We start from the raw sequence: 14,215 nt of genomic DNA on the forward strand, positions 1-14,215 counted from the left end.
AAGATTTTTAGATATAAAAAACCCCGAATTAAATTTTAATTCGGGGCTACTTTAAATATTAAAATATATTATTTTTTTAGAATAAATTTTTGAGCTTTAAATGTATTATGATTGCTGTTTTTAATTAAATAAACACCATCAGAAAGATTTTCTATGTGAATTGTATTTAGAATATCTGAATCTAGATTTACTGATTTTACAATTTTACCAGAAGCATCAATAATGATATAATTTCCATTATATTTAGTTACAATATTTAATATTCCTTTACTTGGAATAGGATACATTCTAAATTCGGCTGATTTAAAATCATCAACACCTAATGTTGATACATTTATACAATCTGAAACAATTGTACAGCCTGCCACCGTAATTTCAACCTTATATTCTCCAACAACAGATGGTGTAAAGGATTGATTGTTTTCGTTAGCTAATAATGTATTTGGACATTTATACCATTGGTATACGGCTCCTGCATGATCAGATGTTAATATTCCTGAATTTAAACTTACAGATTTTAAAATGGCAGATGAATTGTTGATAGTTAATTGTAACGTTTTAGTATCACAGCCAGCACTATAAGTGTAAGTTCCAGAATTTGTGTATGTTACCCCATTCACAGGCCAAGTGTAACTGTCACAAGCTAATTCTGTCTGCGTAGAATTTGTTGCATTAGTTATTGTTAATACTAAAGTTTTAGTATCACATCCCACAGTATTTGTGTATGTTCCAGAAGTTGTGTATGTTAGCCCATTCACAGGCCAGGTGTAACTGTCACAAACAGATTCTGTCTGCGTAGAATTTGTTGCATTAGTTATTGTTAATACTAAAGTTTTAGTATCACATCCCACAGTATTTGTGTATGTTCCAGAAGTTGTGTATGTTAGCCCATTCACAGGCCAGGTGTAACTGTCACAAACAGATTCTGTCTGCGTAGAACTTGTAGTATTAGTTACTGTTAATACTAAAGTCTTAGTATCGCATCCTACAGTTTTTGTGTATGTTCCAGAAGTTGTATAAGTTTCTCCATTCACAGGCCAAGTGTAGCTGTCACAAACGGATTCTGTCTGCGTAGAATTTGTTGCATAAGTTACTGTTAATACTAAAGTTTTAGTATCACAACCAATAGTTTTTGTGTATGTTCCAGAAGTTGTGTATGTTACCCCATTTACAGGCCAGGTGTAACTGTCACAAACAGATTCTGTCTGGGTAGAGCTTGTAGTATTAGTTATTGTTAATACTAAAGTTTTAGTATCGCATCCTACAGTTTTTGTGTATGTTCCAGAAGTTGTGTATGTTTCTCCATTTACTGGCCAAGTGTAACTGTCACAAACAGATTCTGTCTGTGTAGAATTCGTTGTATTAGTTATTGTTAATGCTAAAGTTTTTGTATCACAACCTATCTTATCTGTATAAGTTCCAGAAGCTGTGTATGTTTGTCCATTTACAGGCCAAGTATATGAATCACATCTAGAAATTGTTTCCACAGGAGATGATGTAGAAGGTGTTATGGTTAAATTCAATGTTTTAGTATCACAGCCAACAGTAGCTGTATATGTACCAGAACTATTATAAGTTACTCCATTAACACTCCATTTATAAGTATCACATGCAACTACATTTTCTGGTGCAGAAGTTGTAGAAGGTGTTATGGTTAAATTCAACGTTTTAGTATCGCAGCCTACAGTCGATGTATATGTACCTGAACTAGTATATGTTGTTCCATTTACACTCCATTTGTAAGTATCGCACGCGACTACATTTTCTGGTGGAGAAGCAGTGGAAGGTGTACCAGTAACCGTTTTTACCAAAACTCTGTCACTTGCACAATATGCAGTTTCACACGCTACGCAGTAAGTTGTATTATTTGCCGTTGGAGTTGCTGAAACGGAAGCTCCAGTTGCAAAACTTGTTCCTCCAGTCATTGCAGTATACCAAGTAGCAGTTGTATTAAGCGGGCAAACAGCATTCAAAGTAACTGCAGTACTTCCTAAACAAGTAATATTTTGTGTATCAGTAGTAACTGTAGCATTTGCTGGTTTGATCGATGTGGTAGTGATATTTGAATTTACCGTTGCAAAATTTGAACCACTTACCGTCGCTTGATTTGTAACAGAACAAGTGTTTTGTGGTAATGTCGCAGCAGCATTAATTGTTGCACTAAATGTAATTACTGTAGATTTTCCTGCTGGTAAAGTAAATGGTCCAGCAGAAAGTGTTGTTGCAGTTGCAGCAGCAGATGCACTTTTTGCAGTAACTGAATTATTGTTTTGGAGATTTGCAGCAACAGTTTCTACTGTTGGAGCTGTTTCTTCTGTAGGAACGGTTTGAGTAGGAGCCATTTTTGAAGCTGAAGCATTATCAGGAGCAGTAACTGTACCTGAAACTATTTTTCCAGTATATGGAGGCTCATGTAATGCTGTCCCAGTGCTATTATTTGCGTCCCAGAATGTTTTTAGCTGCACAGAATTATTGGTAAAATTTGTTCCAGGAACAAAGGCAGCTGTACCCTGCAATATTACTTGAGAATTTGTACCTTGAGAGACAACATCAAATGTTCCTGCTATTAATCCAGTAGGAGCGTTTGTTATGTTTCCTGTTATATTGGCAGCACTTATCATGTTACTTGAATTATTATCAGCATAAGATACTATTGCTATATGAGCATAGCTACCGTTAATAAGCGATATGTTATTATTTTTAATTGTAGCATCGATTCTAGCAGTACTTACTGTATTATTATCATTTGCCTCAGAAGAAATACCATAAGTACCAGCATTGGTAATGGTGTTACCAATTATTTCAGTAATATGTTTGGCACTTCCGTATGCAGAAACAGTAATTGCAGTAGTAGAAGATGATACACCACCTGCATCAATGATATTATTATTTATTCGTCCTTTAACAGTTCCAGATCCTTGATTTCCAACATTGCATGTATAAAGGGCATTATAACTTGATTTTATAGTATTGTTTATAATATTATAATTTACAGTTGCAGATTCATTTACTTGTAATGATAAACCACTGCTTCCTGGACTAGAGGTTGCTGCATTTATAGTATTTGCATCTGTAGCAGCATTATTACCACCTATTTGTAAAGTATTTGAAGATGTTCCATAAAAGTTTAGTGCTAAACCAGTACTTTTAGAATTCGAAAAATCATTTTTCTTAAAAACTAAATTGTTAATGGTGCTCCCTTTAGCCTGAAAAATAAAGTTACTATCTCCGTTTGATTTATTGAAAGAATTTTTAAATTGACATCCTGTAACGGCCAATGAAAGATTTGGATTCTGAGAAAGAAGTCCATTAAATCCAAAAAAGCCTCGTCCCCAAGAGTCATTTACATTTGTGTTGGTTATGGAGCAAGTTCCTTTTAAGTTAAGAGCAAATATTCCGCCGACATTTACATTTCCGCCATTATAACTTCCGCAACCAGTTAATGTACTATTACTTAAAGCAAAATTAGTAACATTATTAAGGTTAATACCCATAGAATTAGTTGTTCCTGTAATAGCAATGTTATCTAAAGTAACACCACCAGAAATAGATTTAAAAAACATCGCTCCAAAAGAACTGCTGTTATCATCTTCTGGATTACTTGCGATTGAAGTTGAACTATTTGCATTCGTAAAATTCATGTTTTTAAGTGAGATATTGGCACATGAAATAAATTCAACACCTCTATCTTGAATATTTAAAATAGTACCTCCAGATCCTGCTGTAGTTCCAGTTCCTGTTATTTGAAAATTTCCTGCAGCATTTGTAACCGAGATTCCTTTTACAGCATTATTACAAGAAATACTTTGAAAAACGCAATCTATTGTACTTGCTGTACTTGCATTACCAATACTTACAGCTTGACCATTTGTTACACTAATCGTAGCATTTTTGATTTTTAAATTACCAACAGCAGACCCAGACAAGGTTCCAGTCATTGCTACAGCCTGAATATCATTATTTGCTTTTAAATTAATACCTGCAATAATAGGATTTGTTCCTGCTGTTGAAGGGAGTGTGTTACTATAACTTGGCACTGTAAGGCTTAATATAGAAACTAAACTTAGCGCCGCACCTTGGCCAATTACTTTTTGATCATTATTTAAATTCAAAGTTCCAAGAGCTGTTCCACTATATATAAAAATAGGATTTGCGCTTGTACCTGTAATACTGCTTAAAGCTTTATAAGGTGTAGCCAAAGTACCGTTTCCTGCTGTTGCAGCGGCTCCGTTAACAAATATGATAGGTGTAGTAACAGTAATGTTTACTGTGGCTGTTGAGGTTTTTCCGCTTCCAGTTGTTACAGTGTAAGTAAAACTATCCGCTCCAGAATATCCTGCATTAGAATTATAGGTAAAAGAGCCATTTGATGCCAGATTAACAGTTCCGTTTGTCGGATTAGTTAAAACACCAGCGGTTAAAGTTGTTCCGTCTGGACTTATATCATTTACTAAAACTCCTTGTGCAGCATTTACAGTAATACCAACATTTCCTATACAAGAATAAGAATCATTATTACCAATTGGAGTGGCTTTAAAAGAATTAGGCACTAAGGTTAAATTTGAATCTAATATATCCTGAAAAGTGGTTCCTAATGCATCATCTGCGCCCGTGTTTGTAATTGTAATAGTATAATCAAGCTGAGAACCAGGTTGTGCATTTCCACCACCATTTACAGCTACAGCATTTGTTACAGTAACAGTTGCAGCAACTGCAGAGGTAGTTTTCTGGATTTTCTTAATCTCAGGCTTTTTACCTTTATTTTTTTCTTCTTTTTGATTAATAAAAGTTATTTCAGCTTTTGCTAAACTTTCAACTATAGGGGCAACAACATTTTTCTTGATAATACTATTGTATTTCATACCGAAGCTTAGAAATCCTAATAATATTATTACAACTAAGAGTTTGTTATTTTTCATTTTTTTTGCTTTAAATTGCCTGATTAAGAAAATACTGCTTCATATTTCATTCCCACTTCATCAAAACCAAGTGGAGTCAGAAATAATTCTAAATTGCCTTCTTGAGGGTGGATTACAGTAAAAATACCCTGCTCGTAATATTCATCTTTTTGTTGAGTACGAAAAACTAAAGAAAATGGAGTTCTTTCTAAGGGAGAATAACTGTTGAATTCTGTTGCCGAAATTAATTCCGCGTCAAGCTGAACTTCTTCCGAAATTTTAATGACAAAAATTGTATTAAGTAATGAATTAAAGTTATTTACAGAGAGTAAAGTTATATCCATAGAGTATAGTTAGTCGTTATATTTCAATTATTTAGAGGTCCATTCCATTAAATGATAAACTCCATTTGTTTCGCTTATTTTTTTAAATCCTAATCTTTTGTATAATTCCATCGCAGGGTTAAAAACTTCTACATGTATCTCTACACTTCGGTTATGATCAGCCGCTTTTTTCAAAATTTCTTTTAAAATAGAGCTGCCAATACTTTTATTTCGCCACTCTGGTAATATTGTAATGTCTATAATTTTAATCCCTTCGTTTTCAAAAGAAAAATCAATATATAATCTTCCGATTGGTATATTCTCTTTTTCAATTATATAGTATTTAGTTTTTAAAAAAGTTTTCTGATAATATTGATGTTGAGCATAAAACTGCTGGTCAATAAAAAGCTTTTTTTGTTCATCATTCCAATTCGTTCCTTTATCTAATTCTTCTTGACGTGTACTGCCATATATTTCACGAAGAAGTGGCATGTCCATTTCCTCAATGCTGCGAAAACCAATATCTTTTATTTCTAATTCCAAATCATTAATAAAATTAGGGTCTTTGAGGAAAAATTCCTTGAAGAGCGATACAAAAATTCATTGTCAAATAAGGCATCATATTATTGTGAGGGATGCTCGATCCACTGGTAGCAATTGTCTTTTCTCCCATAAGAGCATCTGTACCAGCATTAGTATAAACTCTTATAGGATTACCTCGACCTAAACTATTATTAGCGGGAGAAGTTGATTGAGAATTTAAAGTAGCCGCCATTAATGAATGAGTATGCAATGGAATTTCAGATTCTAGTAAAGTAACCGTTTCAGATCCACCAATTTCTCCCAGATTATGTAATGATAAACCAGGACCTTGTCCGGGGTGCATTGGTACACTCCCTTGTAAATCGGGTAATGCAAAATTACTTTTTCCATCACCTCCATAAGTTGTCCCCAGTAAAGAGAAAAGTGCTGTATTTTGAGATATGGGTAATAATTGGCCATTACACATAGCCCAACCTGTGGGTGCAAAGTTAAATGGGAACAGGCGTATCTCGGCAACAAATTGATCCATAGATATATCGTTTTTGTTTATTAAAAAAAATTAAACTTTAAATTTTTAAGTTTGACTAGGAAATATTCCAAACAAAGAGATAATAAAATTGATGCACAAATACGGCTGAAAATTAGTATGTGGCTGATTACCTCCAACTGGAGTTATTACAGCTGAGTTTAAAGCTGTTGTAGGATTAGCACTTGAATACATTTTACTTCCCGGCGGAGTTGTACTTAATTGAGAGCTTGCAGCGCTTGCAGTATCTGCTAAATCTGTTGCCGCCAATAATGAATGACTATGCGCAGGAATTTGATTAACAGTAAGAGTCACTTCTTCAGCACCACCTGTTTCTGCTAATGTAAAGTTTGTACCATAATTAGCATTACCCGTATGTATAGGAACTCTGCCTCTTAAATCGGGTAGTGCAAATGTACTTTGGCCGTCACCTCCATACGTAGTACCAATTAATTGAAATAGCGTTTCATTTTCCGAAATAGGGAGAATTTGTCCTTCACAAAATTGCCATCCGTTAGGAGCAAAATTTCCCGCAAACATTCTGATTTCACCAATGTAAGGTTGTGACATATCTAATTTTTTCTAATTATTTTAATTTTGACTTGGAAAAATACCTACTAACGAAATACAAAAATTCAACGTTAAGAAAGGCTGCATATTTAAATGTGCCTGACTTCCACCCACATTTGTAATTGATCCAGAGTTCATAGCAGTAAAATTTTGACTTTGGCCGCTATAAACTAAATTTGGAGCTGTATTTCCTAAATAATTTGCAGAAGCAGGAATATTTGTATTTACTGCATCTGTTTTCACCTTCAAGGCATGAGTATGCTGTGGCAGCTCAGAAATATTTAAGGTATGTGCATATTCGCCAGCTTGTTCACCAATAATATGTCCATTTCCAAAATGAATAGGGGTCCTGCCGCGTAAATTAGGTAAAGCAAAATTAACTCTTCCATCTCCACCATACATCGTTCCCAATAATGAAAACAAAGCTTGGTTTTGATTTATCGGTAAAAGCTGTCCATTACACATCGCCCAGTTTTTTGGAGCAAAGTTAAATGACATGATGCGTATTTCTCCTAAAAAAGGTTGTGCCATAATTTTGACTATTTATAGGTTAAAGAAGATTTTTTTTAAATCAAAAAAGAATTAACAGTAAGCTTATGCTGAGAAATAACTTCTTTTTGATATACAATAGAACTACCTTCTTTTATGATAATTTTTGTTGAAGTTTGATCTGAAGCTAAAATAGTTTGCAAAGAAACGCTTCCTTTTTGTGTATCAAAAGAATACGGATTTAATTGCTGCGTTGGAGCAGGAAATAAATATTTTGATAAATCAACATTAGGATTATTTTTCTTTAATTCTGTCATTGCATGAGAAATCGCTTCCAAATCAAAACCTGATAAAGATTTTACAGGTTTCCATTCGCCGTTTTCATTTTTTCCAAAACACAATAAAACATCATCTATTTTTCCAGTTGTTTCGGTATGAAGATGCATTGGAAACATTTTTAAAAAACCATCTTGAGAACTGTAACAAACATCTGAAGCTGCTTCATATCCATTTTTTTGCCAAGTTATAATACCTTTAGCATAGCATTCCTGCAAAGAATGGTCAAGTTGAAAAGTACTTGAAGCGGATAATTTTAAAAACTTTGATAGAATATTTTCCTCATTTGAATGCTTTAAATCCCAAAAGTCTGTAAAGGTATTTTGGGCAATAAGAGAACTGCTGAATAATGTTGCAGCTCCTGCAATGCCAACGTTTTTTATAAAACTCCTACGTGTTGAATTAATCATAATTATCTGCTTATCAGTTACAAATTCTTGATAAAAATAAGTAAAAGAAAAATGCAAATGATAAAATTATGTTAAAAGAACAATAAAAACCGTATAACTACGTTGCTTTTTTTATTTTTTAAAGAAAACACTTATAAGCTAAAATTTTGTATTTACTGGGATTTTTAGCACAAAAAAATCCCAGACTATAATTTATAGTCTGGGATTAATTAATAAGTTGAAGGTTACTATTTTGTTTCTTCCTCTTGTTTTTTAGCAGCAGGTTGATCGTCTTTAGCAGCGTTTTTAAATTCCTTAATTCCACTTCCTAAACCTTTCATTAATTCTGGAATTTTTTTACCTCCAAAAAGTAATATCACAATACCTACTATAACAAGGATTTCTGTAAGACCTAATCTTCCCATGACTGTATATTTAATGCCGAAGCAAATTGATTATTAAGTTTTCACCGCAAAGGTATATAGAAATATACGAACTAAAAGTATTTTTGGTTTAAAATATTTGTCTTATACCACGTTAAATATTTTATAAAATGCTATATTAAGCAAATTTGGAGAAATTAACGGGGCATTATCAATATGATTAATTACTATATTTGCTTGAATAAAGAAGTATAATGGCTAAGAAAAAAAAGAAAAATCTAAGGAAAAAATTATTCATCAAAAATCGGCTGGTAGTTTTGAATGAGGATACTTTTGAAGAAATATTTTCCTTTAGACTTACTTTAATGAATGTATTTGTGACATTTACTTTAGGAGGTATTTTTTTAATTCTAATTACAACTTTCATAATAGCCTTTACACCGCTTCGCGAGTTTATTCCAGGATATTCTTCTACCGAATTAAAAAGAAATGCTACGAAATTGGCAATTAAATCAGATTCACTAGAAACAGCTTTAAAACAAAATGAAGCTTATATTAAAGGAGTTCAAAAAGTATTAAAAGGAGAATTAGAATATTCAAAATTTAACAAAGATTCTATTTTAGCAGAAACAGTTGTAGATCCATCAGATTTAAACATGAAAGCTTCTGATGCTGAAATTAAATTAAGAGAAGAAGTCGCAGCAACTGAAAAGGAACAAAACACCAAATCGAAGGACAAAAAGAAAAGTGACAAAAAATAATACCACATCAAATGTCAATTAAAGGAATCGCGGCAAAATTATTTGCCAGTAAAATATACCATCAAACACAAACTTGGGCACAAAAACCAGTCGAAACCCAACAGAGAATCTTTAAGAAATTAATAAAAGAGGCAAAAGGAACAAGTTTTGGTAAAGACCATCGTTTTGATGAAATAAATACAATTGAAGATTTTCAGAAAAATGTTCCGGTACGAGATTATGAAGATTTAAAACCTTATATAGAAAAAGTTGTAAAAGGAGAAGAAGATATTTTATGGAAAGGAAAGCCCATATATTTTGCTAAAACTTCGGGAACAACTTCGGGCGCAAAATTTATTCCGCTGACGAAAGAATCCATGCCCTATCATATTGAAGCTGCTCGAAATGCCATCTTACATTATGTTCATGAAACCGGAAATGTCGATTTTGTTGACGGAAAAATGATCTTTTTGCAGGGAAGCCCTATTCTGACTGAAAAATATGGAATCAAATTTGGGAGGCTTTCTGGAATTGTAGCGCATTTTGTTCCTAAATATCTCCAGAAAAATAGAATGCCATCTTGGGAAACCAATTGCATTGAAGATTGGGAAACCAAAGTAGATGCAATTGTAGACGAAACAATTAAAGAAGATATGTCGGTGATTTCTGGAATTCCGTCTTGGGTTCAGATGTATTTTGAACGTTTGCAGCAAAAAAGCGGCGGGAAGAAAATAGGCGATATTTTTAAAAATTTTAATCTGTTTATTTATGGGGGCGTTAATTACGAACCATATCGTGCAAAGTTCGAAAACATGATTGGCAGAAAGGTAGATAGTATAGAATTATTTCCGGCCTCTGAAGGATTTTTTGCCTATCAGGATTCTCAGAAAGAAAAAGGAATGCTTTTATTGTTGAATTCAGGAATTTTCTACGAGTTCATAAAAGCAGACGAATTTTTTAACGAAAATCCGAAAGTATATACAATTGGGGAAGTTGAGGTAGGAGTAAACTACGTTTTGATTATTTCGACCAATGCAGGACTTTGGCGTTATAATATCGGAGATACTGTTCAGTTTACATCTTTATCTCCATATCGTGTTATAGTTTCTGGACGTATTAAGCATTATATTTCGGCTTTTGGCGAACATGTAATTGCTAATGAAGTAGAAAATGCAATGAAAGAAGCCGTTGCATCGACTAATATTGTAATTAACGAATTCACGGTAGCGCCGCAAATTAATCCTTCAAACGGACTTCCATATCACGAATGGTTGGTTGAATTTGAAAATGAGCCAGAAAACATGGAAGTTTTTGCCGAAACTATTGACAATTCAATGCGCAAGCAAAACATTTATTACGATGATTTGATTACTGGAAATGTTTTAAGAAAAGTCGTGGTTACTAAAGTTTCTAAAAACGGATTTCAGGATTATATGAAATCACAGGGAAAATTGGGCGGACAGAATAAAATTCCGAGATTGTCGAATAATAGAGATATTGCGGATAATTTAAAGTAGAAATTATTATAAAATGAAGTTGTCAAATAATGCTGATAGATATTTCTCTAAATTAAAGAGAAATGAAGAATTTGTAATAAATGCGGATGACTTAATAAAATATTTTGAGGTACATAATATTCCCAAGTTTGAAAAAATAATAGAATTCCAATTGAAATTCTCGGGAATAGAGTTAAAAATTGAAAATGATGAATCTTCAAATTTCAATGCTTTTTTAGTTTCTAAAACTGATATTAAGAATAATAATGAAATCGAATATTTGATAATCGAAAATACTTATTATTTTTTTTGTGGAGATCATCAAACGGCTCAGTTTTGGTTTGTAATCAGTGATAAAGGTGAAATTTGCACTTATAATAACAATAACGAAACTGTAAATATTTTATATACTTCATTTGAAAAGTTTATTGAAAATTATGCGTTCATTGATTTAGTTAAACAAAATAAAAAATATGAACATCCTGGATACTATAATTTATTAGATTTTACTCGATTTGATGAATTAGTTAAAAGTTTTACTATCTATGATTCTTCAAATGATAAATTTAATAAATGGATATCTAATGGAAGTTTAGTAATTAATAAAGGACTATGGCTCCATGAACATTCTTTTTATATTCACATTTATGGGAAAAATAAGGAAGAGTGTGATATATTTCTGAAGTTATTAAAAATTGAAAAAATTATAGATTAAAGATTAATGATATTGATTTGGAAATAATGATTTCAGAGTAAATTATTATTTAATTAGTATTTTCGTTAATCAAAGTACATATTATATCTTCTATATAGAAGATTTATAAAATCAAAAAGTATGAAAGAAACCAAACATATATCAAGATCTAGAGCGCAGGAATCATCTGCGGCTATAGAAAAAATGTACATTACAATGCGCCATTTATTCAACCGTGGTTTTTACAAACCAATGGGAGTTTCTGGCGACAGCTTACGAGAATCATTATTAGCATTACGTCCTGAAATCTACGGAAATATAGCCGAAGAAAAAGTAGAACTTAACGGACTTTTATACGTTATTGAGCGTTTACCAATTGGAATCGAACAATGCCGTTTTATCAATTTAACTTCGGACGAAGGATATTCTAAATCGCATTTTCAGGCAATTGTTCCTCCAAAAAGAAGAAGAAACTGCTACAGAATCGACGAAGAACAAATGAACGTAGAAATTACACGCGGACGCTCTGATATCTATGACATTCTAACGCATTTGACTTTCATTTTTATTGAATCTCATAAAATTAAAAATAGAGTTTTAATTGATGATGGAGGAGAAGTTTCTCGCGACTGGCAGAAATTGGAACAAGCAGTTATGCAGACCAAAAAGCTTTCTCAAGTCGAAAAAGAAAAAGCTATTTCTCACGTTGCTAATATTTTAGCAAGAACTTTCGAGGAAGTTTTAGATATTTACGATGCTTTTGGTTCTGAAAATGCGCCAGATCGTTTCCTGCATGTTATTTATTGGTTAGGAAAATTGGCAATCGAAGAGATTGTTGAGAATAATAAACGTACAATTACTTTTAGCCCGGTTTTACGCGAGCGTTTAGGGCATCATATTCACGGAGAAATCTGGGCAACAAATATCAAGGAAGTTCTTAAAGCAAACGATTTGCTGAAAAGACCAATTCACGTCATTAGTGCGAATATGCACAGTGTCATGAATTCGATTTTTGCAACGCCGTTATTAAAAACAAAATTTAAAGGAAAAACAGATTTCTTTATTTACGAAGAACTAAGCAGTTCAGGATCAAAAGAAATTAGAGGGCAAGTTGAAGAATTGGCTCTTAAAAACGGAATGATTTCGCTTCCAGATACTTCTGGAACGAATATCGACGTTCAGATTTTTGATACGGCGAAAATTGACTGGTCGAAAACGGCATTTTCTTATGCTAATATCGACGAAGAAAAACCAGTTATCATTGTAATGGATTATGCTTTTGGAGAACAAGCTTATGAAACTATCGATGAACTTTTGAAACCATTTAAGAAAGAGACTTTACTAAATGTAAAATCGGTTTCTATTATGGGTAAAGCTGGAATTCTAGAAGGTGGAAAAGGAGATATCATGATCCCGACGGCACATATAAACGAGGGTACAGCAGATAATTATTTCTTTGAAAATGAACTTACAGGCGCTATGTTTGAAGGAAATGATATTGACATTTATGAAGGTGCGATGGTTACCGTTCTTGGAACATCTTTACAAAATAGAGATTTATTAAAATTTTTCCATGAATCAACTTGGGGCGTAATTGGTCTTGAAATGGAAGGATCTTATTACCAAAAAGCAATTCAGTCGGCATCTAAAATTAGAAAAAGTGTGCCGCATGATATTAAAGTTCGTTATGCTTATTACGCTTCAGATAACCCGCTAGAAACAGGAAGTACATTAGCATCAGGCGGATTAGGAACAACAGGAGTAAAACCAACTTATTTGATTACAATAAAAATTCTTGAACAGATTTTCAATATAAAAGAACCAGTGTAAATGAGTACAAAAGTACCCCACAATTCAGAAGATCAAGAGATTGATTTGGCCAAGATTTCAAAAAAAATAGGCAATTTTTTTGAATCTCTTAAAATTTCTATTTTTAATGGAATTCAGTTTTTTGTTCGAAATTGGATTATAGTTTTAATTTTAATTGTGGCTGGGTTTGGTCTGGGAATGGTTTTAGATAAAACGCAGAAAACTTTTGATAATCAAATAATTGTAACACCAAATTTTGGCAGTGTCGATTATTTATATGCTAAAATTGATTTGCTTCAGTCTAAGATTGTCTCAAAAGATGAGGTATTTTTAAAAAAAATCGGAATATCTGAAATTCCAAAAATAACTAAAATTGAAATAGAACCAATTGTTGATGTATTTAAGTTTGTTAATAATAATGAACAGAATTTAGAGGTTTTAAAATTAATGACTCCAAATGGAGATTTGAAATCGATAATTACAGAAAAAACTACAAGCAAAAACTATCCTTTTTATATTATAAGTTTTTCGACAACAGGAATTTTAAAAAACAGCAATACGGTAAAAGCTTTATTGAATTATCTTAACACCGATTCATATTATGTTGAAATTCAAAAGATTTCATTAAACAATATGAAACAAAAAGTAAAAGCTAATGAAGAAATACTTTTACAGATAGATGGTATTTTAAGTAAGTTTTCTAATAATGAATCACCAAGTTCCTTAAGAAATGATAAACTCGTTTATTACAGTGAAAATGTACAATTAAACGATATTATCAAAACCAAAGATGGACTCATAAAAGAAAATGGAGAATTAAAACTTCAGATTAGTAAATCGGATAAAATTATAAAAGAATGTTCTGTCACGACTAATATTGAGGAAACAAAATCTATAAAAGGAAAAATGAAATTTGTATTGCCAATTTTGTTTCTGTTCTTGTATATTTTTGCTATACGATTTCTTAGTTTTTATAAAAGATATTCTATCCTGAACAAATAAATTCTAACGCTAAAATA

General features: G+C 32.3%; 13 protein-coding genes. 5 read left to right on the forward strand and 8 right to left on the reverse strand.

All coding sequences use genetic code 11. The annotated features are described in order from the left end of the window. Positions 1-68: 68 nt before the first annotated feature. The 8 genes from EDB96_RS00925 to EDB96_RS00960 form a co-directional block, all read right to left on the reverse strand. Positions 69-4,919 (reverse strand): Ig-like domain-containing protein, encoded by a 4,851-nt coding sequence (locus tag EDB96_RS00925; RefSeq protein WP_134138800.1) that lies wholly within the window; start codon positions 4,917-4,919, stop codon positions 69-71. Positions 4,920-4,942: 23 nt separating this feature from the next. Beyond that, positions 4,943-5,242 carry a DUF6916 family protein gene (locus EDB96_RS00930; RefSeq protein ID WP_057115468.1) on the reverse strand — a complete coding sequence of 100 codons (300 nt, stop codon included), beginning with the start codon at positions 5,240-5,242 and terminating at the stop codon, positions 4,943-4,945. A 27-nt stretch (positions 5,243-5,269) separates the two neighbouring features. Further along, entirely contained in the window at positions 5,270-5,764 is a 495-nt protein-coding gene (locus EDB96_RS00935) for a GNAT family N-acetyltransferase (protein WP_198530105.1), read from the reverse strand. Between the two features lie 13 nt (positions 5,765-5,777). Continuing rightward, positions 5,778-6,230 (reverse strand): phage tail protein, encoded by a 453-nt coding sequence (locus EDB96_RS00940; protein WP_348773906.1) that lies wholly within the window; start codon positions 6,228-6,230, stop codon positions 5,778-5,780. 108 nt (positions 6,231-6,338) lie between these two features. Next, positions 6,339-6,860 carry a phage tail protein gene (locus EDB96_RS00945; protein WP_134138801.1) on the reverse strand — a complete coding sequence of 174 codons (522 nt, stop codon included), beginning with the start codon at positions 6,858-6,860 and terminating at the stop codon, positions 6,339-6,341. A gap of 21 nt (positions 6,861-6,881) precedes the next feature. Next, positions 6,882-7,391 (reverse strand): phage tail protein, encoded by a 510-nt coding sequence (locus EDB96_RS00950; RefSeq protein WP_134138802.1) that lies wholly within the window; start codon positions 7,389-7,391, stop codon positions 6,882-6,884. 35 nt (positions 7,392-7,426) lie between these two features. Beyond that, complete coding sequence (locus EDB96_RS00955; RefSeq protein WP_134138804.1) at positions 7,427-8,095, reverse strand: twin-arginine translocation signal domain-containing protein; 669 nt, start codon at positions 8,093-8,095, stop codon at positions 7,427-7,429. A gap of 227 nt (positions 8,096-8,322) precedes the next feature. Then, a complete protein-coding gene (locus tag EDB96_RS00960; RefSeq protein ID WP_057115473.1) occupies positions 8,323-8,499 on the reverse strand; it encodes a twin-arginine translocase TatA/TatE family subunit in 177 nt (58 codons plus the stop codon). Positions 8,500-8,711: 212 nt separating this feature from the next. Here EDB96_RS00960 and EDB96_RS00965 point away from each other — a divergent pair, with 212 nt between their 5' ends. From EDB96_RS00965 to EDB96_RS00985, 5 genes are all read left to right on the forward strand, one after another. Further along, positions 8,712-9,218: a hypothetical protein gene (locus EDB96_RS00965; RefSeq protein ID WP_057115474.1), complete on the forward strand. Its 507-nt coding sequence runs from the start codon at positions 8,712-8,714 to the stop codon at positions 9,216-9,218. A gap of 11 nt (positions 9,219-9,229) precedes the next feature. Beyond that, on the forward strand, positions 9,230-10,714 hold the full coding sequence (locus tag EDB96_RS00970; RefSeq protein ID WP_134138805.1) for a GH3 auxin-responsive promoter family protein: 1,485 nt from the start codon (positions 9,230-9,232) through the stop codon (positions 10,712-10,714). 13 nt (positions 10,715-10,727) lie between these two features. Continuing rightward, a complete protein-coding gene (locus EDB96_RS00975; protein WP_057115476.1) occupies positions 10,728-11,408 on the forward strand; it encodes a hypothetical protein in 681 nt (226 codons plus the stop codon). 120 nt (positions 11,409-11,528) lie between these two features. Beyond that, entirely contained in the window at positions 11,529-13,217 is a 1,689-nt protein-coding gene (locus EDB96_RS00980) for a DUF6909 family protein (RefSeq protein ID WP_113676991.1), read from the forward strand. Continuing rightward, the gene (locus EDB96_RS00985; RefSeq protein ID WP_057115478.1) at positions 13,218-14,198 is read left to right on the forward strand and encodes a hypothetical protein; all 981 of its coding nucleotides are present in this window, start codon (positions 13,218-13,220) and stop codon (positions 14,196-14,198) included. The last annotated feature ends 17 nt before the right edge of the window (positions 14,199-14,215 follow it).

This window comes from Flavobacterium sp. S87F.05.LMB.W.Kidney.N, assembly GCF_004366435.1.
In the GTDB taxonomy this organism is placed as follows: Bacteria; Bacteroidota; Bacteroidia; order Flavobacteriales; family Flavobacteriaceae; genus Flavobacterium.